The following is a 24,039-nucleotide window of genomic DNA, read 5'->3' as shown; positions in this document are numbered from 1 at the left end:
TGGCCTCCGATACGGTCGCGCAATGGACACGATCAACGGTCTGCCGCTTCACCCGCTGATCGTCCACGGCGTGGTCGTCTTTGTGCCACTGACGTCGCTGTTGGCGATCGTGGGCGTGCTGTGGCCTGCGGCTCAGCGCCGCCTTGGTGTTGTGACGCCGGTGGTGGCGCTGGCGACGCTGATCGCGGTGCCGTTGGCGACGTCGGCGGGAGAAGCTCTCGAACAGCACGTACCGCACACCAGTGCAGTCGAACGTCACACACAGCTCGGTGAGCAGATGATCTACTGGGCCGGAGCGGTGTTCGCGCTGACCGCGGTGTGGTGGATCCTCCACGAGCCGAGGACGATGGGATATCTGACACGGTGGTGGCAGCCGTCGAGCTCCGCGCAACGCGCGATGAACGTGGTCGTCGGGTTCGTCCTGGTGTGTGTTGCGGTGGGGGCAGCGGTCATGGTGTATCGCATCGGCGAGTCCGGCTCACGAGCGGTGTGGGGCTGAACATCTGAGGCACACAACACGCCGCCGCGCGAGCGGGGACCGTCAGCGAAGCATCGCGACCGCGGCGGCGGTCAGTGCGCCCTCGAGGTGGGGCAGGTCGGCGGCCGCACCGGCGCGGACCTCGCGACCGACGAGTTCGGTGATGCCGCCCACCAGTGCGACGTAGTGCTCGTTCGGCCGGGACAGTCCGCTTCCGTGCTCGCGGTCGAGATCGCGCATCAGCGCGGCGAATCCGTCGAGATATCGGTCGCGTGCCTCGATACCCGCCGGGCCGGCCGCGGCCAGTTCCAGCACCCACGCGCGAGTGTGGTCGGGTTCCCGCGCGCACGTTTCCAGATATGACCGGCTGATGGTACGCACCACTGCCTCCAGTGACGCGTCGGACACCTCGGCCATGGCATCGGTGATGCGGGAGGTCACGAGTTCCCGGCCCGATTCGATCGCGGCCAGAAAGCAATCGAGTTTGCCGTCGAACTCCCGGTACATGACGCTGCGCGACACGCGGGCTCGTTGGACGATGTCGGCGATCGTGGTCGCCTGATAACCCTTCTCGGCAACCGCTGAGACCACCGCACGTAACAGCCGGCTGCGCTGCGCGGCGATCGCGTCGACTGGATCGAGACTTGTCCGACCACGTGGCAGCCCGGGTTCGGACTTCGGGAAGGAACCCGACAGTGTGCTCACCTCCTGGACCTTACCTGCATCGGATACAACCTTGATCCGCAATAGTACGTATGCGTACTATTGCGCCGTACCAGTTGCCGATCCCAGGAGTTCCGATGACAACGACGACACCGACACCGGTGACACGGCAGGTCACGACGCTGGACTCGCTGCCGCGCCCGAAGATCTCGGTGGCCGCTTGGGCCAGACTCTTCGCGGCACCGGAAGCCTCTCGGCGGCAGTTGGCCGAACTCGGTGACCGCTTCGTGCTGGATGTTCCCCTGATGCCGACGATGTTCTGGACATCGTCGCCCGACGACGTGCGAGCCGTCTTCGGCGACAAGACCCGGGCGTTGTCGTTCGGCACGGCGCTGCGGCGATTGGCGCCGCACGAACTGATCTTCGGCGAGCGGATCATGTCCTGGTGGGCGAGTGAGGATCACACGGCGGTGCGTCGAAAGGTGGCCCCGGCGTTCATGGGCAAGGCGCTGCGTGGATACGAGCCGGTGATGGAAGATGTTGCCCGCCAGATGATGCGCGATCTGCCGACAGACAGGCCGATCCGGTTCCACGCCCACGCGCGGACGCTCGCCCGCGAAGTGATCATGTCGGTCGTCTTCGGCGTCACCGACGGGGAGCGGCGCTCACGACTCGCACATCACATGACCGAGTTGGATCGTCTGGTGGGGTCGCGCGGCCTCGCCGTGCGCTACGCCGCATCCATGGCGATGCGTGGGCGATGGCTGCCCTTCCCCGCGCTGGACCGAGTCCTGAGCGGGCTGGACGAGGTGACCTATGAGGAGATGGCCGTCCGTCGCGCCAGCTCCGACGACCTCGACCGCCGCGACTGCCTGGCGGTCTTCCTCGAGCTCGCCCGGGCAGACGACCAAGGCCTGATGGACGACGAGATGATCGCGGGGTTCCAGCGGCTGTTGCTGGTCGCCGGCAACGACACCACCGCGGCAACCCTGTCCTGGGTCATCGAGCGTCTTGCCCGGCACCCGGTCGTGCTGCAGCGGTTGCAGCAGACGCTGGCCGACGGCGACGACACCTACCTCGATGCAGTCATCACCGAGACCCTCCGATTGCGGCCCACGGTGCCGTTCACCGTGCGTGCGGTGAACCATGACGTCGTCCTCGACGACGTCTTCCTGCCGCGCGGGTCGATGGTGTTCCTGTACATCAACGGTATTCATCGCCGTGCCGATCTCTACGACGCACCGGACGAGTTCCGGCCGGAACGGTTCGTCGGTGTCACTCCGGACCCGTCCCACTGGCTGCCGTTCGGTGGCGGGATCAATCGTTGCCTCGGTGGTCAGATGGCGATGTTCGAAGCCCGGGTCCTGCTGCGCACCATCCTCCGCGAGTTCACGCCGGTTGCCGAGGCGACGGCGGACGAGGATCAGGTGGCGAGCACCATCATGTTGTTGCCGGAGCGGCGGGCCACTGTCACGCTGCGTCGTCGTACGGCTCCCGCAGCGGGGTGAGCCGCATCGCCGCATGGGCATGCCGATCAGATCAACAGCACCCAGACGAAGCGCATCGCGATGACCGTGAAGCCGAGCAGCGCGGTGGCGATGAGCCACCTCCGTGCCAGACGATCTCGGGCCGATGCGTCCCGGTCGGGCTGGGCGTGAAGGTAGACATAGGCTGCCGCGACGGCACACCCCGAAGCAGCGACACCTACGGCGATGACGACGATCAGCATCACCAGGTTCGTCGGACTGCTGAGTTCTCCCATGGGCGTGCTCTCACGGTACGACGACGGCGGTTGGCCGGTCGCGGTTCTGTGCCCACGGCACGGCGTACGTTGGGACCATGGCAGACGCAACCGTCACCACCGTCGAATCCGGGCCCCACCAGGTGTCGCGCCGGGTACGGGTGAATGCCTCGGCAGCTCACATCTTCGGTCTCGTGGCGAACCCGCACCGGCATCCCGAACTGGACGGTTCGGGGACCGTGCGCGAGACGCCGGTGACCGGTCCGGACACGCTCGGTCCCGGTGCGAGGTTCAGCGTGGGGATGAAGCAGTTCGGCGTCCCGTACACGATCACCTCCACCGTGACCGCCTTCGAAGACAACAAGGTCGTGGAGTGGCAGCACCCGATGGGACACCGATGGCGGCGGGAGCTGAACGAGACGTCGCCGACCGAGACCGAGGTGACCGAGACCTTCGACTACTCGACGATCAAGGTTCCCAGGATCATCGAGATCCTCGGTTACGACAAGAAGAACGGCGCCGGCATCGAGAGCACGCTCCGTGCTCTGGCCGCACGGTTCGCCTGAGCGTCACAGCCGCCCCAGCAGCTCCGCCTTCTTGGCCGAGAACTCCTCGTCGGACAGGATTCCGCGTTCGTGTAGACCCGCCAGGGACTCGATCGCCGCGATGATCGCCGCGGCGTCCTCCGACAGCGCTGTGTCGGGTGCGGCCGCCGGAGGTGCGGACGCCTGCCGGCTTCTGAGTTCTTGCAGCTTCTCGACGTCGAAGGTACCGAGCTGGCTGGTGAAGGTCACCGATCCGTAGGTGTTGCCGCCCTGTTGCTGTTGGACGCCACCGATGTGGTGTTCGCCGGTATCGTAAACTCTTGTGACACCGTTGATCTGGATCGCAAGCCGTCGGACCTGAGGAAAGATCGCATAGCGTGTGTCGTTCTGTCCTCCCGACCGGCTCGGGACACCGAGGTCGTCGGGCCACCAGTCCCCGAAGGTGGCGTCGCCATGGGAAGCGACCTCGAACACCGTGATGGTGGACGGTAATCGGGCCAGTTCGCCGCACAGCGCGTCGACCCGGGCCTTCGCCGTGTGGTCGGACATGTTGCCGACCATCGTCATGCCGCCGTGTATCCATTGACCAGGACCGCCGAGTTCCGGGATGGAGAACTGGGCCATCGTCCCGCCGCCATTGCTGACCGCGAGCAGCATGGCCAACACCGCCTCGCGGGACAGTCCGTGCCGATGCGCGATGTCGGTGATGGCGTTCTCGGCTTCCGGGGTGAGCGTTGCGTCCATGGTGGATCTTTCGTCGTCCGGTGTCGGTTTCGAGCGTACCGAGGTGGCAGGCCGCTCTGACGAACTACGCAACCTCACCCGAGCTCCAACTCCACCCGCATCTGACCGAAGTGAAGGGTCGCAGGCTCTCCGATGGATTCCTGGTATCGCTCGACGACCTCGTGTGCGAACGCGGAGGCGGAGTCGTCCGGAAGGCGGCTCGTCCAATCGGAGGCGCCGACTCCGAACCAACTGGCGAAGGCGTCGATGGATTCGAATTGCCAACGCAAGTCGCTGATCTCGATGCCGGAGACGGTCATGCCCGCGGTCGTCGCCGACTCGCGGAACTGATCTGGTGTGGCATGCAGATAGGGCGCCGGGAAGTCTTCGAAGTGCGGCTGCCAATGTGGCGTGGCGGCCACGCCCATCGCCACATCCTCGATGCTGCGGCGTTCGGTGGCGCAGACGATCTGGACCACTGCGCGGCCTCCGGTGTCGAGACTGCGAGCGATCCGGGCCAGCGCCGCGGGATGGTCGTGGACCCAGTGCAGCATGTTGAACGAGACGACGATGTCGAAGTCGCGGTCGAACGGGAGGGCCAGGACGTCGTCGACGTGGAACTGAACTCCCAGCTCGTCGGCGGGGTCACGGGCGCGGGCATTGTCGATCATCCGTCGTGACGCGTCCACGCCCACGACCGATCCCGCCGGCAGTCGGCCGGCCAGCTGCATGGTTATGAATCCGTCACCGCAGCCGACATCGAGGAGCCGTTCGTCTCCGGCGAGTTCGAGTCCGTGGATCGAGGCCTCGGCGACCATGCGCTGAAGCGCGCTGACATCCCCGTATCGATCGCCGTCCCAGTCGACCATGGTGCCGCCTTCTCACCGACTTCACGTCCCATCCACTGTGCCTCAGACGCGGGGAGCAAACAATTGATCCGCGGTCTGCACCACTGACCCCTCCGATGGCGATATGCCACACTGTCGGTGTCCGCCCGGGTAGGAGGTCATCGTGGATCTCACCGCCGCGCATCTGCGGTACTTCATCGCAGTCGCCGACGAGCTTCATTTCACGCGCGCCGCCGAGCGTCTGCACATTTCTCCACCCTCCCTGAGTCAGCAGATCCAGCAGCTCGAACGTCGGGTGGGCGTACCCCTGTTCGAGAGGACTTCCCGGCACGTCGCGCTCACCGCCCGCGGCGCCGAGCTGCTGCCCCTGGCCCGCGCCGCAGTGGCCGCGATGGACGATGTCGTCGGGTGGATCGACAACGGGCGTGCGCCGGCCGGCATCTTCCGGATCGGGATCGCGGCGGTCAACGAACTCGGGAGCGCGGTGCTCGCGGCGGTCGTCGAACGCTATCCCGACGTCGAATGGCAGGTTCGCAGCCTCGGGCTGATCGAGCCGCTCGCCGCAGTGGAGAACGGTGAGGTCGACGTCGCCCTGGTGTTCAGTCCAGAGGTTCCCCGGATTGACGGAATCATGCTGACGCCGCTGTGGTCGGAGGATCGGGTCCTGGTGGTCCATGAAGGGCACCGGTTCGCCGACCGCGAGTCGCTGAGGCTCGCCGAGACCGACGACGAGACCTTCATCGGTATCCGCGACCACAGTGGGACCCAAGAATGGTTCGTCGATCCCCGCTCGGGCGGGAAGCGGCCGAAGATCCTCCCGCTGGCAGCACATTTCGACGAGGTCCTGCAGCTCTGCGCCGCAGGCGTCGGGGTGAACATCTGCGGGTCCGGCGCCGCCGACACGTACGCCCGCCCCGGCCTCCGCTACATACCCATCGTGGATCTTCCCCGCGTGACGACCTTCTTGTGCTACAAGGCTTCCCGGACCGACGTGCTACTCAAGGCATTCGAGCGGATCGCCGTCGAGGTGGTCGCACGTCGCGGGCAGGCGGCGTCTCGCGCATCCGAGTGACGTCACGGCCCACGATCATGAGGCTGAGCCGAACGATCGTGTGCCATTTCCATGTGGACTCTGATCATGCTCAGCTCACAGACTGGACGGCGTGAGTCCCACATCTGCGTCGGTCCGACGCCGCGACGTGATCTATGCCCAGCGTGCTTCCGGTGATCTGCACCTCGACCTGGTCATGCCGGCACAGTCCGATGCCGTGCCGGTCATCGTCTTCGTTCATGGTGGCGGGTGGTTCACCGGTGACCGGCGGCTGTGTCCTGACCTTCGTGAACACTTCTGCGCGCGTGGTTTCGCGATGGCCAGCGTCGACTATCGGTTGACCGGCGACGCGTTGTTCCCGGCCCAGCTCCACGACGTGCGGGCCGCCATCCGCCATCTTCGAGCGAATGCCGCGGAGCTCGGGCTCGACCCGACGCGTATCGGCATCTGGGGCGCATCGGCCGGCGGGCACCTGGCCGCGTTGGTCGGTCTGCTGTCCGCCGTCGCGCAACTGCCGGGGGAAGAATCCGCGGATGGCGATGCGGGCGTACAGGCCGTCGCGGAATCGTATGGTCCGGCGACCCTGGTCGAGGGTGACGTCGATCCGGGAGTTCCGTTACCCGGGGTCGAGTCGGCGGCCGAGACGCCCGAAGGACGACTCATCGGTGGTGATCCGGCGGAACTACCCGTTGCCGCGCGCGACGCCAGTCCGCTGTACTCCGTCACCTCGGACGCGCCACCATTCCAGATCTCGCACGGCACAGGTGATCTGATGGTCGGACATCGACACAGCGAACTCTTGTACGATGCCCTGGCCCGTGCAGGTGTCGAGGTCGACCTGTACCTGGTCGACGGCTATCGGCATGGATTCCTCAATCCCCCCAACAGGTCCGACGTCCCGATGCCACCCGCGATGGACAACGGGCGACTCTCGTCCGAAGGTCCCGCGCCGGCGCGTCATCTGTCGGCGCGCGGTACGGAACGTACCGAGGCCCGGACACGGTTCGGGTTCGACGACATCGGTGACTTCTTCGCCCGGCACCTCGCCATCAGCCACGATCTGACCACCACCACCATCTCAGGAGACAACCGGTGACCTTCCCCGTAGACCTCAGCGCCGTCCATCAACTCGCCCCGGTGGTCGATGCCCTTCCCGGAGAAGCGGTTCCCTATCACCTCGCAAGTGGCGAGGGGCTGCGCTACGAGGTCGACAATCAACTCTGGACGGTGATCGCCCGCGCTGCCGACACCGGCGGATTGTTCGATGCCGCTTTTGTTCTCGGACCGCGTGGCGCGGGCGCAGGGTTCCACAGCCTGCCCGACCACCAGCGCTCGTATTACGTGTTCGACGGGTGTGCGCAGTTCTGGCTGCCGGGCGAGAGCCGCATCCTGACGCCGGGCGACTCCGTCCACGTGCCGCCCGGAACCCCCGTCGCCTACCGGATGCTCGGCCACATGACCAAACTCCTCTTCTGGTCCGCACCCGGCGGAGCCCTTGACGCACTTGCCCACTCGGGTGGCGAGGTGTCGGCCCGCATCTACTCTGCGGACGGAACGGCAGGTGTGCGGCAGTCGCCGGAGCAACTGTTCGCACCGTCGGCGGCGTCGCTGCACGACCTGCCACTGGTATCAGCGAGTGAAACCTGGGACGAGGTCTTGCCCGACGCCGCCGAAGGCTATTTCCTGCGGGCTCACACCGGGGATCGTCGCGCCTGGCCCGACTCCATCAATGCCTACGGTGCCCGCGGCCGAACAACCGGTGGCCGGTACTTCTCGGTGTTGACCCTGGGTGGCAAGCTTCCCTACATCCCCCAGCACTTCCATCGGCAGCACACCGAGAACTTCTTCGTTCTTTCCGGTCGCGTCTGGTTGTACGCCAACGGCATCGAGACGCTGCTGACTGCCGGGGACTATCTGCACGCGCCGGCCGGAACCATTCACAGCTTTGCCTTCGACGCGCACAACACCAAGATGCTCGGGATGCTCACCTCGGATGTCTTCGAGAAGTTCTTCGACGTGACCGGTGTGGACACCGACGACGTGGTGCACACCGAAGGGCTGATCAACCCCGGCGACATGATGGCGAAGTTGGGTGCGGCGGCGGCCGATCTCGACCTCGAATTCGTCGGACCGCCACCGGAACGGACGCGCGCGACCGATCTGTGAACGGTTCTCGGCACGACGATGAGGACAGGTCGTCGAGGACCGCCGACCGGAGCTGAGTCGCGCGTACCCGAGGCGTCAGATCGAGGTCGGGCATCGGTGGTCGCGAAGATGGCGATCAACATCCGCTCGCAGGTCAGACCGACCTCGCTCCCGCGTGATCATCGCGCAGCGCTTGCCGCCGAATCTTTCCTGTCTGGGTCTTCGGCAGCTCTGCGACGATGCTCACGGTTCTGGGCCTCTTATAGGGAGCGAGTCGGTCTCGGGCGAAAGCGACGAGCTCGTCGGGAGTCATCATCTGGCCGGCTTTCAGGGACACGTATGCGGCGACAGATTCTCCCTGATAGTCGTCAGGGAGACCGATGACGGCCACTTCTAGTACCGCCGGATGTTCGTAGAGGACATCTTCGACTTCGCGGGGCCAAACCTTGTAGCCAGAGACGTTGATCTGGTCTTTGATCCGATCAACGAGGTATACCCAGCCGTTGTGATCGATTATGGCGCTGTCGCCGGTATGGAGCCGACCAGCGGGCAAGGTGGCCTCTGATGCGTCCCTGTTGCGCCAATATCCCGGAATGACCTGTGGTCCCTGCAAAACCAGTTCACCTTGTTCCCTGCCGGGAGGGGCGGTCTTCGGTGTCGACAACCTGAACCCGCACGCCTGGGAGGGGAATGCCGATGGAAAGGGTGCCGCTCATGGCATCGACAGGCGCGGTCGAGCCGGCAGGTACGGCGATCACCCCTGAGGTCGTCTCTGTCATCCCGTACGCGTTGTGGATGTAGTGCCCGAATCGTTCGTCGAAACGGGCCACAGTGCTGGGTGGAACCGGCGCGCCACCACTGAAAAGTGTTTTGATGGTGGCGAAATGATCGGCAGTGGCGGCTTCCGAATTGAGCATCGCATTGAACGCAGTGATCGAACCGATGGTGTACGTCACCGAGTGCTCGCGCATCGCATCGAGTGCTACTTCGACCTGGAAGCGTCCCGTGAAGACCAGCGTCGTCTGCGCGGTCAATGCCAGCGACCCGATGATCACCGCACCGGTGATGTGGAACAGCGGCGCGAGCGCGAAAACGACATCACCTGGTCTGATGCCGGCGAATGCACCAAAACTGGTGGTCACCGCAAGGACATTGGCGTGAGTGTTCATAGCACCTTTGGGCGGGCCGCTCGTGCCGGAGGTGTAGGCGAGGAAAGCCAAGTCGTCGCCACTCAGCGGGACCTGCGGCGACGGGCTTCCGATCCGTTGGCCGATCAATGTCATCAGATCACCGTTGCCGGGACACAGGTTCTCCCCAGCTGGGCCGAATACCCGTGGGTCATCACGCTTTTGCAAATCCGACTCGGCAGTACCGAACACCCATCGAACCGAGGTGCCGGAAGCGCTCTCGCGGACGCGCTCGATGTCGCGGTCGGTGGTTATCACCCCGACCGGCTGGGCATCTGCGAGCATGGTGCTGAGCTCGCGGCCCCGGTACATCGGATTGAGCAACAATGCCACGGCGCCGAGTTTCCAGAGCGCGATGAGGATCAATGCGTACTGGGGAATGTTCTGTAGATGGATGCCGACCCGATCGCCTTGCCGCACGTGGTGTTCGGCGAGCACGGCAGCCAGTGCCTCGGCGAGCTCGTTGGTCTCTCTGACGCTGAGGACCGCATCGAAGTAGGCCAGCGCCCGGGCCTCGGGTTCGTTCTTCACGCGCCAGTCCCAGGCCTCGGCCAGGGTGGCGAAACGGGGGTTCACGTCGTGGGGCAATCCCGTCGGGTAGAGAGCGGGCCACCGTGGCTTCTGGGTATGAGGATCACTCGCGCGTACTTCGTCGACTGCAGTTGTGATGTGCTTGTTCATCGGCTCTCTCCAAACGGCCTGGTGGTTGTCCCGGTGATCACCTGCGGTCAAGCGCTACGTCGGCAGAGCGGCCCTACCGGTCTCGCGAATCGTCAGGACCGTGAGGAGTCCAATGACGCAGACTCCGATGACCCAGTACGCCGGCGACATTGCACTTCCAGTTGACTCGACCAACTGGGCGGCGACGTATGGTGCGGTTCCTCCTGCTGCGATGGTGCCGATGTTGAACCCCAGTGACACACCGGTATACCGGACAGTGCGAGGAAACAGTTCGGTGAACAATGGAAACGCCGGCACCTGTACGACACCGTTGAGCACCATGTACACGAAGTACACCGAACCGACAACGACGATGCTCGTGGTCGCTCCCAACACCATGAACGCCGGTATCGCCACAAAGAGATAGGCGATGTATCCCCCGGCCAGGACGGGTTTGCGTCCAAATCTGTCGGTCAACATGCCGCTGAGCGGGAATGTGGCGCATGCCAGAGCAATGCTGACAGCAGATGTCCAATAGACCGAGTCCTTGGAGAATCCCAGATCATTGATGAGGTAGACGCTGAAGTACGTCAACCCGATATAGCCGGCGCCGTTCATCGCGATCGCAACGCCGATGACTTGAAGAACGGAGATGGGGTTCTTCTTGATGACGTCGAGGAGGGGGCTCTTTGTGACTTCTTCTTTGTCGGCCATCTCTTCGAACTCGGGAGTGTCCTCCAACTTCAACCGCACACGGAGGCAGATCAGTGCAAGGGGTAGTGCCAGTAGGAACGGAATGCGCCATCCCCACACGTCCATCTGTTCGTCGGTTGTCACCAGAGCGACCAGTCCGACGACCGACGCGGCGACTGCGAATCCCAAAGTCGACCCGATCGGCGTGAACGAACCGAAGAAGCCACGGCGATTCGGTGGTGCGGATTCTGCGATGTAGGTGGCGGCCCCGCCGACCTCGCCGCCCGCTGAAAAACCCTGTGCAAGTCGCACGATCACCAGAAGAAACGGCGCGAGCACGCCGACTGAGGAATGAGTCGGGAGCAGGCCGAGAATGCCGCACGCCACGCCCATGCACACCACGGTGATCACCAGCGCCGACCTGCGTCCGCGCCGGTCGCCGAGGCGTCCGAAGAAGATTCCGCCCAGTGGCCGTGCCACGTACGCGACACCGAAGACTGCGAGTGTGGCAAGTATTGAAGCCCCGGAACTCTCCGAGGGGAAGAACAGTGGAGCGATGGTGACGGCGAGAAATCCGTATACCGCGAAATCGTAGTACTCGATGAGCGTGCCCACGCCGCCCGCGATAGCAGCACGTCTGGCCATGGTCGTCGATCTCTGGAGTGACGTCGCAGACGTCGGGACGGCATCACTTTCGACACGGATAGGGTGCTCTACGTTGGTCATCGTGTTTGTCCTTGATACGTGCGGGAGTGCTCGGCGAGGAGGAGTTCATACGAACCGCCGGCCTCGATGACCTGGACGGTTCGAGGGCTCGGGGGCGTGCCGATCAGTTCGGTACGGTCGGATGTGCGCAAGGTTGCGGTGCGCCAATCAAGCGTCACCGTTTCGTCAACCGACACTGCTGCCGATACGCCGGGGATCGTGATGAGTGGCATCCCGTTGAACGTTTCACCGCGCCAGAAGCCCGGGGAGAACGACTCTGCGACGATTGCCGCGATACCTACATTTCGAAGCGCGACCATCGGTGGGTAGTGGGGATGTCCGTACCCGAAGTTGCGGCCACCGATGATGATGTCGCCCTGCCGAACTCGGTCGACGAAACTGGGATCGTACGCTTTCATGCACACCGACCGAAGATGGTCGGGGTCGTACGACTTTATGTTGGAGACGCCGACAACGAGATCGATGTCGAAGTCGTCACCGAAGATCCAGGCGACCTTTCCCGCGATGAGGTCGGGGGGCGGTGGATAGGCGCTCATTGAACTGACTCCTGTATCGACCCATGCAGAGCGCTCGCTGCCACGGTGTACGGCGAGCCCATGTAGATGTTGGCAGCAGAGCTCCCCATACGTCCGGATATGTTCAACACGCCGGTCGAGATGCAGTTCTCACCGGGCTGCAGTGGTTTCTGATAGCCAAAGCAGAAGTCGCAACTGGAAACGGCGATCTTTGCACCTGAGGCGCGGAGAACATCGAGAATCCCTTCCTTCTCGGCCTGCTCGTAGACTCTGTGCGACGTCGGAACGACGTTCAGCTCGACCCCCGGGGCCACCGTTCGACCGTCGAGAATCATTGCTGCGGCGCGTAAGTCCTCGATGCGACCGCTTGCGCACGAGCCGATGAATGCCTTTGTGATCGGCGTGCCCGCAAGTTCCTTTGCCGACTTGGTGTTCGCGACGCGCGCTGAGCCCGGCTCCACAACTCGCGGCGTCAGACGTGCGAGGTCGATCGTGTGCCGTGCCGCATATGTGGCATCGGCGTCGGGGTAGATCGGATCGAATTCTTCTCGCGCCACGTTTCGTGCGTATGCCAATGAAGTATCGTCGGGTTCGAATATCGCGGACACGGCCCCGGTGAACATGGCCATGCCGCACAAACCTTGGCGGTGGTCAATCTTCATCGATCGTGCCCCGGGCCCGCCGAATTCCATTACCTGATGGGCACATCCGTCTGCACCGACCAGCTCGATGATGGAATGAACGAGATCGCGGCTATCCACGCCCGGCGGAAACTCGCCGACCAGATCGAATCGCGTCGTTGCCGGAATATCGACGAACACCTGTCCTGTGACCCAGGCCTCGATGAGATCACGCCGGATTCCCCATCCGAGTGCACCAAAGGCTCCGATACCACTGATGTGCCCATCGAAGTGCACGAGGAAGTGGCCCGGAATCGCCAGTCCGAGTTCCGCTGTCAATTGGTGACCGATTCCTCGGCCCTCGTGCAACTCGATCCCGTAGAACTCGCACCAGTCGCGGGTGACCTTGTGAACCTCGGCCTCCTTGTCGTTGTTCTTCGTCAACATGTGATCGATGAACACGATGTAGCGATCTGGGTCGGACAATTCTTCGATTCCGAAGTCGTTGCGCATCTGTTGGAACATGACGTCGGTGTACCCAGGGAAGTCGTAGGCGATCATCCGGGCAGGACGAACCGCGTGGTTCTCGCCGGCGCTGACGAGGCCGTGAGCGGTGGTTCGTCCGAGGATCTTCTCTGCCATTGTGTGTCCCACAGCAGTCACCGTCCGATCTCAGTGGGAAGGTACTTGCGCTGCATGGCTTCCACTTGGGGAAAACCGATCAGGTCGACAAATTCATGGTGTGCGAGAGCATCCCGGCTCACGTCGGCGGGTGCTTCACCGGCCGCGAGGCGCCGGAGGGCCTCTCGCACCGCGCCGGCGGCCGCCATCAGTACCTGAGTCGGCAGCAGCGCCAGACGTACGCCGATCTGATCGAGTACCTCGGGCGTGAACTCGCGCTCGGTCCATGTCGATGCGGTGAGTGTGGCCATCAAGGGAACACCGACCTCGCGGTGGCAGCGGTCCCATTCGTCGACGGTCTCGAAGGTCTTGGTGACCGGCATGATCATGTCTGCCCCGGCGTCCACGTACGCCTGCGCTCGCCGAATGGCCTCGTTTCCGCGGGCGTCCGTCCGGGCGATGAGCAGGACATGATCCGGAACTGAATCGCGGACCGCACGAATCTTTCCGGTCGCTTCGGTGACGCTGATGAGATCAACCGGGTCCCCCACGCAGATCGGGCACGATTTCGGGGACACCTGATCTTCCATGAACATCCCCTGGACACCTGCGTCTACAAACTTGGTGGCTGTGCGCGCGGCGTTGACCGCGTTTCCGTACCCGGTGTCGATGTCCGCGACCAGTGGCAATTGTGATGCTTCTCGAATCGTGCGTACGGCGTGCAGGTTCTCCGACATCGTGTAGAGCTCCGCGTCGGGGAGCCCCAACGCAGCGGATATCGCGAATCCGGACGCACACAGGGCGCTGAACCCCGCCTGGTCGGCAAGGCGTGCGGTCAGCCCATCCCATACTCCAGGCGCATAGACGATGCCGTGTGAGGTGAGGTCCTTCAGGGTGGGGGTGGTCAACGTGATCGTCTCCGTTTCGTAATGCGGAATGCATTTCGCATCTCGATATGGACGCTAAGGTGGCTTGAGTCACATGTCAACCCTTTCGGGTTCGACTCTGTCCGTATGATGTCGACACCGATCCGCGCCCAACGGAAGTGAGAACCTTCAGTGGCCTCTCCAATCGAACCCGAATCCTCAACAGGTCGAGAGGTAGTGGGAGCCGTCCTCAAGGCGTGCGTGCTCCTTGAGCATTTCGGCGCAGATCGACCGGTGTGGACCCTGAATGAGCTGACCGAGGCCAGTGGCATGAACAAGACAACCGTGCACCGTCTGATGGCCACGTTGATTCACGCCGGATGGGTTGATCGGACCGGCGACGGTGCGTATCGAGTGGCGATGCCGGTGTTCGAAGTCGGCTCTGCAGCGCTCATAAAACTGGATATCCGTTCGGCGGCAAGGCCGTTCATGGTTCAACTTGCGGAAAGATTTGGGGACACCGCATACCTGATGGTCCCTGCAGATCAGGGGGCTGTGTGTATCGATCGTGTCGAAGGCAGCAACCCGCTCATCGTTGCCGGGATCAACATCGGCTCGGTGATGCCCTACCACGCGGCCGCGGGTCCGATCGTCATGCTTGCCAACTCGGAAGAACTTCGTGCGCAATGGGTTCGCGCCGGCCTCACCTCGTTCACCGAGCGAACTCTCACTGACGTCGAAGGCCTCACCTCGCACCTCGCGAGTGTCCGAGAGGCGGGCTACTCGGTGAGCGATTCTGACTATCTGGCCGGCGTAGCTGCTGTGGCCGCGCCGATCTTCGGGCGCGCGGGAGTGGTGGTGGCGTCGATCAGCGTCGGCGGCCGCGTCGAGGCGTTCAGGGGGCGGCGCTCGACGAAAAGGTGGATGGCGTGCTCGATGCCGCTGCTCGCATCACCAGAATTATGCAGGCGCTACCGCAGCGCGGCTGACGAGACCGTCGGCCGGGGCGACGTTAACCCCCAATCGGTAACGAATTCGCCTCGAATCGGCCTGTTGTCTTGACAGGATTTGTGAGTCGGGTCACGCGGGTGTGAAACGTTGAAATACCAGCGCACAGGTGGTTTTGGCACTGTGTGACATGACGTCGAAGGGCGCATGAGGACACTCGGCGGTGTCCGTCTTTGGGCTTTTCTCAGGTTTGTATATCAATCTGTTATCTGCCACGACAACAGACCTCGAGTCTGTGCAGCACGAGAAAGTCGAGTAGCTATGCGGATCAACCCCGCATGCGCAACCCGCGGTCTCGCTACGGCAATCGGGGCCAAGACCGCCGCCGTCGCCGTCTGAGCGAAGCTCGGGCCGGACCCAGACAACGGGTAGGTCGGTTGCGTCATGCGTCCGGGACGGCAGCGTCCCGCAGTCAGTACAAGTCCATTCACAGCGGTACGCGAGTAGCCGGTGCGCCCAGCGCGTCGGAGGCTGTCCGCTGTCGGCCGACAGACCGGCCGCACAACGCATCAGGAATCCAATCTCATGTTCGTCATCACCAAATCGCTGAAGCATGCCCGCAGCATGTCCCGCAAACGCTTCGCCCACGCCGTCGGCGCCGCGACCCTCGCGGTCACCGCCGTCGCCACCGTCGGATCGATCAGCAACGCCGAGCCCGCTCAGGCCGAGCAGCGGCACAGCGCGGCTGCGCCTGCCACCGAGAAGGTCAAGCCGGTCGCCGACACCGTCGCTGCGGCGAAGCCCGAGGCCGCTCCGGCGCCCGCTCCGGCTCCCGCTCCCAAGCCGGCCGTCGCGCCAGCTCCGGCGCCTGCACCCGCGCCGGTGTACGCGAACAACCTCGACGGTTGGATTCGTCAGTCGCTCGACATCCTGGCCAAGAACAACATCCCGGCCAGCTACGACGGCATCATGCGCAACATCATGCGTGAGTCCACAGGCAACCCGCAGGCCATCAACCTGTACGACTCGAACGCCGCGGCCGGCATCCCGTCCAAGGGGCTGCTGCAGGTGATCGATCCGACGTTCGCCGCCTACCACGTGGAGGGGACCAAGTTCGACGTCTGGGACCCGGTCGCCAACATCGTCGCCGCCTGCAACTACGCGGCACAGACCTACGGTTCGATGGACAACGTCAACTCCGCATACTGACCCACCCCCTTCCCCTCCTCGGGTACCCTACCCCGCAGCCGCGACGGTTCCCGTCATCCGCGACGGCATTTCGGGGGCGCGGATGACGGAAACCGTCGCGGCTGCGGGGAGGGGTTGGTGTGTGGGGAGGGAGTGTGGGGGGTTACGGGGTGCGCAGGATGACCAACTCCTGCGTCGCACGCGTCATCGCGACGTAGCGGTCCACCGCCCCCTCGATACCGCTGCCGAACCGCTCCGGATCAACGATCACGACGAGGTCGAACTCGAGGCCCTTCGCATGCTCGGGTGTCAACGATCGCACCCGAGGCCGCTCTACGAATCCGGAACCGCCTATGACACAGGCGGTTCCCTCGTCGTTTGCGCTCAACCACCGGTCGAGGATCGCGTCGAGATCCGATATGGCCCCGTCGACGACGGGGATGCCACTGCTACGGATGGATGTGGGGACATTCGCGTCCGGAAGTGCCGACCGGATGACCGGCTCGGCCATCGCCATGACCTCCGCCGGTGTCCGGTAGTTCACCGACAGCGACGCCAGGGTGACTTCTCGGATCCCGATGCGCTCGAGGCGTTCTGACCAGCTCTCGGTGAACCCGTGTCGTGCCTGGGCGCGGTCGCCGACCACCGTGAAACTCCGAGAAGGGCAGCGGGACAGCAGCATCTGCCATTGCGCATCGCTCAGCTCCTGGGCCTCGTCGACGATGATGTGGGCAAACGGTCCGGCAAGGGCGTCCACGTCCGCTGCCGGCGAAACCGACTCGTCGACAAGGCTGTTGCGCATGTCCGCGCCGCGCAACATCGGCATCACGCCCTCCCCGTCGTCGTGGGCATGTGCATCCAGAAGATCTGTCACCACCTGGTCCATCCGCTCCCGCTCGGCGGCCAGTACAGACGCACGCCGTCGACGACGAATCGAGGCCGATGCGTCGCCGAGTCGTCGTCGCGCCGCGTCGAGCATCGGCAGATCCGAGACCGTCCAGGCCTGTGGATTCCCCCGCTGGAGTTTCCTCACTTCGCCGGGACTCAGGTGGGGAGCACACATCCGCAGGTACGCGGGCACCGACCACAGGTCTCCGACGAGGTCGGTCGCGTCGAGCATCGGCCAGGCGCGGTTGAAGGCTGCGGTCAATTCGTCGTTCTGCGCCAATGACTTACGTAGTCGCGTCATCGTGACGTCGCTACCTTCGTGCTTGTCGTGGATGATCGACACCAACGACTCCCACACCTCGTCACGGCCTTCGTTGTGCGGTGTCCCCGGTTCGGGCGCCCCGAAGGCCTCCGTCCAGTCGGCAGCGGTGATCCAGACTTCGGACCACGGCGTCTCGACCAACAGCGGATCGGTCGGCGCCTCCTCGTAGAACCGGACGGCGGGTTCGATCGCCGCGACCATGTCCGCCGAGGACTTGAGCCGCGCCACCTCCCGGTCTGCATCGTCGGCCGCCACCGCGCCCTCGGGGAGCAGATCTCGCAGGGTGCAGGTCTGCACGCTCTCCTCGCCGAGAGCGGGCAGCACGTCCGCCACATAGGCGAGGTAGGGCTCGTGAGGTCCGACCACCAGCACCCCTCCTCGGTTGCCGGCGAAACGTGGGTCCGCGTACAGGAGATACGCCGCCCGGTGCAGCGCGACGACGGTCTTCCCGGTGCCCGGGCCGCCGTCGACCACCAACGCTCCACGCGAACTCGCACGGATGATGGCGTCCTGGTCGGCAGCGATCGTGCCCAGGACGTCGCGCATCCGCGGTGACCGACTCGCACCGAGGCTCGCGATGAATGCCGAGTCGTCGTCGAGGGTCACGTGACCGTCGAGTCCTTCGGCGGTGAAGACCTCGTCCCAGTAGTCGGTGATGCGGCCATGCGACCACCGGTACCGTCGTCGACTCGCCACGCCCATCGGGTCGGCGTGCGTCGCCGCGAAGAACGGTGCGGCGGCCGGTGTGCGCCAGTCGATCAGGAGTTGCCTGCCGGCCGGATCGGTCAGGCCGATCCGGCCGATGTACTGGGGGTCGTCGCCACCGACGACGACGCGGCCGAGACACAGATCCAGGCTGTAGCGGCGCAACGTCCGCAACCGTTTGCCGAGTTCGTGCACTTCGAGGTCGCGATCGAGTGCCTGACGGCCGTGGCCCCCCGGCGCCTTGCGGAGAACGTCGAGGCGGGCGGTCAGCCCTGCGATCGACTGCTCGAGGCTGCGGGCCATCGCGGCGAAGTGCCGTTCGTCGTCGGCGATGAGGGTCGGGTCGGCTTTGGCGGGGTGACGGTTGAGGTCGAATGCACTGGTGGCGCTGGGCGTCATGAGTGGCGGCTCCAAGGGTCGGTGGGGCTGCCGGGTGGGGAGCGCCTGTCGATTGATTCGATTGCGCGCGTGCACATTTCGATCTGGTCGACGGTGGCGGCTCATCCCGCGACGGCGGTGGTTGCCTCCCCGACGGCCGGGGAGGCAACCATTGTGCCCGGTGCCCCGGCCCTTGCGGCAAGCCCGGGGCCACGCTATAAGTTGGAAGGGGCGGAGATAGTTCTCCCCGCCCCTTCCGGTCTCCACACGCCCTACCGTTCGTATACGGGTGGCGCGCCCAGGTCAGATGACCGTCCCCACATCCTTGGCGACGATGTTGTCGAGGGCGCGCTCGGCGAGCGCTGCGATGGTCATCGATGGGTTGCAGGCAGCGGCGGTGCCGGGCAGCAGCGCGCCGTCGAGCACATAGAGGCCGCGCTGTCCGTGTACCCGACCGTCGAGATCGCACACCGACCCCATGCACGCCCCCCGAGGCTGTGCCAGGTGCTGTTGACGACGGCGTTTGTGTCGATGAGTCGCCCGGTCGGCCCGGCGATGCGTTGGGCCGTGGGTTCGATGCTCTTGAGGTGGATCGCGGAATCACCGTTCTTCGGCCATCGCAGGAATGCGTCGCCACGCCCTGTGTCGAAGGCGAAATGTCCGCGGTCGCGGCTCACGCCGTAGCCGACCATCATGGTGCTGTGTGCATCGACAGGCATCGGTGGAATCGATGCCTGGATGACAGTGTGTGCCGTGCTCGCGTTCTGCCAGTTCAGGGACCCGTAGACGACCGGCCCGCCCTGCTCGGTGCCGAACGCGTCCGTGGGGCTGTTCCAGACGTAGATACGGTCGGCGTTTGTTCCCCAACCGCGTCCGACGGCGTCGGGGAGATCGGGGATACCGCCGTTCGCGGCGGCCCGCACGAGCAGCCTCGTGGTGTGCACGCTGCCCGCCGCCATGATCAGGGTCGGGGTGGTGAGGATTTTTCGCTCGAGGACCTTGCCGGTCAGGTCCGTGCGGTCGACGTGCACCTGCCAGTGGCCGTTGGCCGCGCGCGCGACGTCGGTGACCTCGTGCATCGTCGCGATGGTCAGCAGCCCGGTGGCCTCCGCCGCCTTGATGTAGGTGACGTCCACGCTGTGCTTGCCACCGTTGTTGACACCCATGGCGCCCGCGCCGTTGGTATAGGAGGGCTTCATCTTGCCGTGGATCTCGGCGAGCGCGTAGTTCCAGTCGATCGGCATCGGGATCTTGGAAACGGGAAGGCCTGCCCGGCGCGCGTTCCGGGCGAACACACGCGCCGCGAGGTAGTTCTTGCTGCGGATCAGGGCATCGGGGGCCGTCTCGATCTGCAGCATCCGGGCCACCCGCGGGTAGTGCACACGATTCAACGTCTGCCAGTCGAGTTGTTCGGGCAGGAACTCGTTGAACACGTGCTCGGCCGGTTGCAGGGTCATGCCCTGATAGACCAGGGATCCACCGCCGAGTCCTGCCGGGGCGAGTGCGGTCATGTTGTCGCCGACGACCGCATCGACGAGACCCAGATACGGTTCGAACTCGAACTTGGTGCCGAGGATCTGGCCGGTCGACTTGTGCCACAGGAACCGCTTGTCCGGGGCGGTTGCCAGCGGAAAGGTGTTGGAGTTGGGGCCCGTTCGCCATCGCTTTCCGCGCTCGAGCATCAGCACCGGGACTCCGGCCTCGGTGAGTCGGAGGGCGGTGACGCCACCACCGAAGCCCGACCCCACGACGATCGCCCGATGATTTTCGCGGGTCAACCGAACGCCGCGGCCCGCCCCGGGCGCCGCCGTGGCCGTGGCGGGCAACAGGCTCGCGGCCCCGGCCACGGCCGCGCCGGTGAGAAACGAACGTCTGGTCACAGTCATCGGTGAAACTCCTTGAATCGCGCCAGGATTGACGGTATGCGGGCAGATCGATCGGACCGTCCCAGCTGGTGGCGGCGGCCGATGGGGCAACGCCGTGAACGTGACAAGTGCATTCGGCTCCCCCGTGGCGATCCCGGCCGTCGACGAAATGCGTTCAGCATCAGGACCGCTTGTGCCCCGCGCGGATTCGTCTCGACCGATCGTCTGTTGATCGCGCCCGCCGCGGTGATGTCCTCCCCCTCCGCGGTCGGCAACCAGCGACGACCAACCGGAAATATGATCAGTCATGTGACTGAGATAAGAAAGGCTTCCCGGCGATAGTGTGACCCGCTTCACATCTCCCGTACGGTGGGGAAGCCTGTGATCAGCGGCTTGTCGTCGGCGCGAGCCAGAGGCCGACGGCCCCGTCCACCAGGAGATCGCAGTGATCGGACCATTGGTCGGCGATGGTCGAGGCTTCGGCATCCTCGATCGACCGCTCGATGTCGGCCAAAGAGTGGATGATCATGTTCTGCGACATGCTCACGCGCGCGTCCATCACGCGCTTGGGTATCGAGGGGAGAGCGCGGTAGAACCCGGTCATCACCTCGGTGAGCGGATGCGACACCGCGACTGACTCGTACAGGAGGTAGCCCGTCTGCGGATCGGCCGCCATGTGCGCGCAGAACCGCGCGTAGTGCGACGGCGCCCCCAGGCTGACGAGGTGTTCGATCTCGGGTCGGATCAGGCACTCGATCCAGTCGCGCACTCCGGGGTCGTCCCCGAGTTCCGCGAGGCGCTCGGCCCGGATCACGTCGATCCGGGCATTGTGGGTTTCGAGGATCGATCGGATCAGCCCGGTCTTGTCGCCGAAGTGGTGGCCGACCGCGTAGTTGTTGCCCTGGCCGGCCGCTTTGCTGATCTGCCTGCTCGACACCCCTGCGATCCCGTGCAGTGCGAAGAGCTGCTCGGCAGCCGCGAGCAGTCGCTCGCGGGTACGTGCCGTCTGATCACTGCGCGATGCCACCACGAACATGATGATGCCTCATGTTCGCGGTGGCTCAGTCGGCAGCGGCCAGACTGTCGGCGATCAGGTGCATGGCCGCCGTGGTCGACAGAGCGCGCACCGACGCACGGTCACCGGGGAACCGTCGGGTGACGGTCACGGTGGGGCGGCCCGCGATCGCGACGCCGAAACACACCATGCCCACCGGCTTGAGTTCCGTCCCGCCCCGGGGCCGGCGACACCGGTCGTCGACACCGCGGTGTCGACGTCGAGCCGGCGCAGGACGCCCTCGGCCATCGACGAGGCGACCTGTTCGCTGACGGCCCCGTGCTCGTCGATCAGTGCAGCCGGGACATCGAGAAGTCCGGTCTTGGCCTCGTTGGCGTACGACACCACGCCGCCGACGACGTATCCCGACGATCCCGCCCGATCGGTGAGCCGTGCCGCGACCATCCCGCCCGTACAGGATTCCGCCGTCGCGATCCGTCGGCCGGTCAGCGCGGTGGCCACCTGGTCGTCGATGGTCGTGCCGTCGAGCGAGAAGATCTGACGCGCGTGAACGGTCGTGATCAACTCCGCGAGATCGGTGTAGGCGGCGCCGTGTTCGGCGGGGAACCGTGTGACCATCTCGACCTCACCGTGCCGTAGGCAGGTGGTGATCTCGAGACCGTCGAAGCCGGTGATCTGATCGTGCGCGTTCCGTAGGGACGCGGCGAGCTCGGCTTCGGAGAGGCCATAGGCGCGGATCGTCTCCTGGCGCACCTCCGTCCGCCCCGACAATGCCGTGGTCACCGCGGCCGTCTGCATGGCAACGGGCCACATCGCCTGGAGTTCTCGCGGCGGGCCGGGGAGGATCAGGATCGCCGGTCGGTCGGCAGTGCCGGGAATCGCGACGCCGGGGGCCGTGCCGGTCGGCGGGATAGATTCTGCGCCTTCGGGTACCAATGCCTGCTTCTGGATGCCGGCGCGGGTCGGTCCGGACGCCGGTTCGCCTGCCGGTAGACGCTGCCAGCGCCGGATGATGTCTGCAATGTGAGCCTCGAGTCCGGCGTCGAGGTGCAAGTCGAGTCCGCAGAACTGTGCGACCGTTGCGACGGTGAGGTCGTCGGCGGTCGGTCCGAGGCCGCCGGTCGTGACGATGAGATCGACCTGTTGATCCGCCAGGAAGCCCAACTGCGCGACCAGGTCGTCGGGACGATCGCCGCACACCGTGATGTGTGCGACGTCGATGCCCATCGCGAGCAGTCGTGTCGACACCCACGGGCCGTTCTCGTCGGTCACGCGACCCGTCAGGACCTCGGTCCCCGTCACCAGTATTCCTGCGCGAACACTCACGTGACCGAGCCTAGGGCACAGCTGTCCCGGTTCACCGTTCTCGCGGCGGCGCCGCTCGTGTCAGCAGCCGATCCTCTGCACATAGTCGATGATGCTGTCGACGGTCGCCAGCATCCGGATGTCCCGATGCGGGATCCCGATGTCGAAGACCTCCTCGATCTGCACCGTCAGGTCGATGGCCGAGATCGAATCGAGGCCGTACTCGGACAGTGGTGTGGCGGCGTCGAGTGCGGTCGGTGGCACCCCCAGCACATCGGCGACCGCTTGGCGGACCAGGATCGGCACGAGTTCATTCGTCGTCAGTTCCGCTTCCATGCTGCCTCCCCAGAGCACGTCGGAATGTGAGTCACTTGACTTGCGAACGCGACGATACTAGGCGTGTGCGGTAGATCACAACCGGGTGGCGACCCGTGGGAATCAGCCGAGGCCGCGCGCCGCGATCGACTCCAGCACGTCGAGGTGTGCACGGTACGGCTCAGTCGTCCTCGGCCAATGCACGATCACGTCGGTGAACCCGAGTTCGCTTGCGCGACCGACCATGTCGTCGAAGAGGGCGATGCTCTCCAACGAGTTCCGCGGGGATGAGTCGATGCTGAGATACCGGTCGACGACGCGGCCATCGCGCCGATCCGCCGCGGTTTCGTCGAGAATCCGGCAGTTGCGCGCGACGCCGGCGAACCAGTCGTCGAGGTCGTCGGCGCGGGCGCCGGTCGTCACCCACCCATCTCCGTGCCGCGCCGCGAACCGAACCGAACGGGGGCCGTTGCCCGCGAGGATCAACGGGATCCGATCTCGGACGGGGCCTCCGACGAGGCGCATGTCCCGGACCGTGAAGTAATCGCCCTGCGCACTCACGTGATCGTCGATCAACATGCGGTCGAGAAGCAGGGCGAACTCCTGCAACCTGTCGACGCGTTGGCGAACCGTGACATCGGGCTGTCCGAGTATCCCGTCGTCGGGCGACCCGCCGGCGCCGAGTCCGACCAGCAGCCGACCGTCGGCGATGTCGGCGACCGTTTGCACCTCACGTGCCAGGGTGGCGGGATGGCGAAAGTTCGGCGAGATCACGAAGGCGCCGAGGCCGATTCGGGACGTGACACCAGCGGCGGCGGTCAACGTCGGGAGACAGGAGAACCACGACGAATCGGGCAGGCCGCCCCAGACGAGATGGTCGTAGGTCCACGCATGGTGGAAACCCATCTCTTCGGCGCGCTGCCACAACGGGCGGGTGTGGCGCCATTGCTGCTCGGGCAGGATGCAGATGCCGAATCGCATGTTCGGACTCTAGTGCCCCCTTCGCGTGCTCACTAGCGTTGAGACGT

General features: G+C 65.0%; 20 protein-coding genes and 3 pseudogenes. 8 read left to right on the top strand and 15 right to left on the bottom strand.

What is annotated here, in order from left to right:
* Positions 1-22 precede the first annotated feature (22 nt).
* Positions 23-499 carry a DUF2231 domain-containing protein gene (locus tag GTV32_RS14095; protein ID WP_161060842.1) on the top strand — a complete coding sequence of 159 codons (477 nt, stop codon included), beginning with the start codon at positions 23-25 and terminating at the stop codon, positions 497-499.
* Positions 500-541: 42 nt separating this feature from the next.
* Here the strand turns inward: GTV32_RS14095 and GTV32_RS14090 are convergent, their stop codons facing one another.
* Positions 542-1,183, bottom strand: coding sequence for a TetR/AcrR family transcriptional regulator (locus tag GTV32_RS14090; protein WP_161060841.1), 642 nt, complete (start codon positions 1,181-1,183; stop codon positions 542-544).
* Positions 1,184-1,278: 95 nt separating this feature from the next.
* Here GTV32_RS14090 and GTV32_RS14085 point away from each other — a divergent pair, with 95 nt between their 5' ends.
* The gene (locus GTV32_RS14085; protein WP_161060840.1) at positions 1,279-2,649 is read left to right on the top strand and encodes a cytochrome P450; all 1,371 of its coding nucleotides are present in this window, start codon (positions 1,279-1,281) and stop codon (positions 2,647-2,649) included.
* A 26-nt stretch (positions 2,650-2,675) separates the two neighbouring features.
* Here the strand turns inward: GTV32_RS14085 and GTV32_RS14080 are convergent, their stop codons facing one another.
* Positions 2,676-2,903 carry a hypothetical protein gene (locus tag GTV32_RS14080; RefSeq protein WP_161060839.1) on the bottom strand — a complete coding sequence of 76 codons (228 nt, stop codon included), beginning with the start codon at positions 2,901-2,903 and terminating at the stop codon, positions 2,676-2,678.
* Between the two features lie 77 nt (positions 2,904-2,980).
* Between GTV32_RS14080 and GTV32_RS14075 the strand changes: the two genes are divergently transcribed.
* Entirely contained in the window at positions 2,981-3,448 is a 468-nt protein-coding gene (locus tag GTV32_RS14075; protein WP_161060838.1) for an SRPBCC family protein, read from the top strand.
* A 3-nt stretch (positions 3,449-3,451) separates the two neighbouring features.
* On the opposite strand, the gene GTV32_RS14070 is transcribed toward GTV32_RS14075, so the two are convergent.
* Together GTV32_RS14070 and GTV32_RS14065 are read right to left on the bottom strand one after the other, a co-directional pair.
* Entirely contained in the window at positions 3,452-4,171 is a 720-nt protein-coding gene (locus GTV32_RS14070; RefSeq protein WP_161060837.1) for an SHOCT domain-containing protein, read from the bottom strand.
* A 74-nt stretch (positions 4,172-4,245) separates the two neighbouring features.
* Positions 4,246-5,019: a class I SAM-dependent methyltransferase gene (locus GTV32_RS14065; RefSeq protein WP_161060836.1), complete on the bottom strand. Its 774-nt coding sequence runs from the start codon at positions 5,017-5,019 to the stop codon at positions 4,246-4,248.
* Positions 5,020-5,161: 142 nt separating this feature from the next.
* Here GTV32_RS14065 and GTV32_RS14060 point away from each other — a divergent pair, with 142 nt between their 5' ends.
* The 3 genes from GTV32_RS14060 to GTV32_RS14050 all read left to right on the top strand — a co-directional run bounded on the left by GTV32_RS14060 (position 5,162) and on the right by GTV32_RS14050 (position 8,215).
* On the top strand, positions 5,162-6,070 hold the full coding sequence (locus GTV32_RS14060; RefSeq protein WP_161060835.1) for a LysR substrate-binding domain-containing protein: 909 nt from the start codon (positions 5,162-5,164) through the stop codon (positions 6,068-6,070).
* 91 nt (positions 6,071-6,161) lie between these two features.
* Positions 6,162-7,145 (top strand): alpha/beta hydrolase, encoded by a 984-nt coding sequence (locus tag GTV32_RS14055; protein ID WP_343287333.1) that lies wholly within the window; start codon positions 6,162-6,164, stop codon positions 7,143-7,145.
* A complete protein-coding gene (locus tag GTV32_RS14050) occupies positions 7,142-8,215 on the top strand; it encodes a quercetin 2,3-dioxygenase (RefSeq protein WP_161060834.1) in 1,074 nt (357 codons plus the stop codon). Before GTV32_RS14055 ends, GTV32_RS14050 begins: the two co-directional genes overlap by 4 nt.
* Positions 8,216-8,348: 133 nt before the next feature.
* On the opposite strand, the pseudogene GTV32_RS14045 reads toward GTV32_RS14050, so the two are convergent.
* The 5 genes and pseudogenes from GTV32_RS14045 to GTV32_RS14025 form a co-directional block, all read right to left on the bottom strand.
* Positions 8,349-10,062: pseudogene (locus GTV32_RS14045) on the bottom strand (AMP-binding protein).
* Positions 10,063-10,116: 54 nt separating this feature from the next.
* Positions 10,117-11,460, bottom strand: coding sequence for an MFS transporter (locus GTV32_RS14040; protein WP_161060833.1), 1,344 nt, complete (start codon positions 11,458-11,460; stop codon positions 10,117-10,119).
* Entirely contained in the window at positions 11,457-11,996 is a 540-nt protein-coding gene (locus tag GTV32_RS14035) for a 3-isopropylmalate dehydratase (RefSeq protein WP_161060832.1), read from the bottom strand. Before GTV32_RS14035 ends, GTV32_RS14040 begins: the two co-directional genes overlap by 4 nt.
* Positions 11,993-13,237, bottom strand: coding sequence for an aconitase family protein (locus GTV32_RS14030; RefSeq protein ID WP_161060831.1), 1,245 nt, complete (start codon positions 13,235-13,237; stop codon positions 11,993-11,995). Before GTV32_RS14030 ends, GTV32_RS14035 begins: the two co-directional genes overlap by 4 nt.
* A gap of 17 nt (positions 13,238-13,254) precedes the next feature.
* Positions 13,255-14,130, bottom strand: coding sequence for an isocitrate lyase/PEP mutase family protein (locus tag GTV32_RS14025; RefSeq protein ID WP_161062540.1), 876 nt, complete (start codon positions 14,128-14,130; stop codon positions 13,255-13,257).
* A gap of 213 nt (positions 14,131-14,343) precedes the next feature.
* Between GTV32_RS14025 and GTV32_RS14020 the strand changes: the two genes are divergently transcribed.
* Positions 14,344-15,144: an IclR family transcriptional regulator gene (locus tag GTV32_RS14020; protein WP_343287332.1), complete on the top strand. Its 801-nt coding sequence runs from the start codon at positions 14,344-14,346 to the stop codon at positions 15,142-15,144.
* A gap of 471 nt (positions 15,145-15,615) precedes the next feature.
* Positions 15,616-16,239 carry a transglycosylase SLT domain-containing protein gene (locus GTV32_RS14015; protein ID WP_161060830.1) on the top strand — a complete coding sequence of 208 codons (624 nt, stop codon included), beginning with the start codon at positions 15,616-15,618 and terminating at the stop codon, positions 16,237-16,239.
* Between the two features lie 142 nt (positions 16,240-16,381).
* Here the strand turns inward: GTV32_RS14015 and helR are convergent, their stop codons facing one another.
* The 6 genes and pseudogenes from helR to GTV32_RS13985 all read right to left on the bottom strand — a co-directional run bounded on the left by helR (position 16,382) and on the right by GTV32_RS13985 (position 23,992).
* Positions 16,382-18,532, bottom strand: a complete 2,151-nt coding sequence (gene helR / locus GTV32_RS14010; protein WP_161060829.1) for an RNA polymerase recycling motor ATPase HelR — start codon at positions 18,530-18,532, stop codon at positions 16,382-16,384.
* Positions 18,533-18,814: 282 nt separating this feature from the next.
* Positions 18,815-20,397 (bottom strand): annotated as a pseudogene (locus GTV32_RS14005) (GMC oxidoreductase).
* A gap of 364 nt (positions 20,398-20,761) precedes the next feature.
* Positions 20,762-21,412 (bottom strand): TetR family transcriptional regulator, encoded by a 651-nt coding sequence (locus GTV32_RS14000; protein WP_202421798.1) that lies wholly within the window; start codon positions 21,410-21,412, stop codon positions 20,762-20,764.
* A 25-nt stretch (positions 21,413-21,437) separates the two neighbouring features.
* Positions 21,438-22,717, bottom strand: a pseudogene (locus GTV32_RS13995) (competence/damage-inducible protein A).
* Between the two features lie 60 nt (positions 22,718-22,777).
* A complete protein-coding gene (locus tag GTV32_RS13990) occupies positions 22,778-23,032 on the bottom strand; it encodes an acyl carrier protein (protein ID WP_161060828.1) in 255 nt (84 codons plus the stop codon).
* 102 nt (positions 23,033-23,134) lie between these two features.
* Positions 23,135-23,992, bottom strand: a complete 858-nt coding sequence (locus GTV32_RS13985; protein ID WP_161060827.1) for an LLM class flavin-dependent oxidoreductase — start codon at positions 23,990-23,992, stop codon at positions 23,135-23,137.
* Between the last annotated feature and the right edge of the window lie 47 nt (positions 23,993-24,039).

The organism is Gordonia sp. SID5947 (genome assembly GCF_009862785.1).
In the GTDB taxonomy this organism is placed as follows: Bacteria; Actinomycetota; Actinomycetes; order Mycobacteriales; family Mycobacteriaceae; genus Gordonia.
Note: the sequence above shows the minus strand (reverse complement) of the source record. Positions and strands in the feature narration are given on the sequence as shown.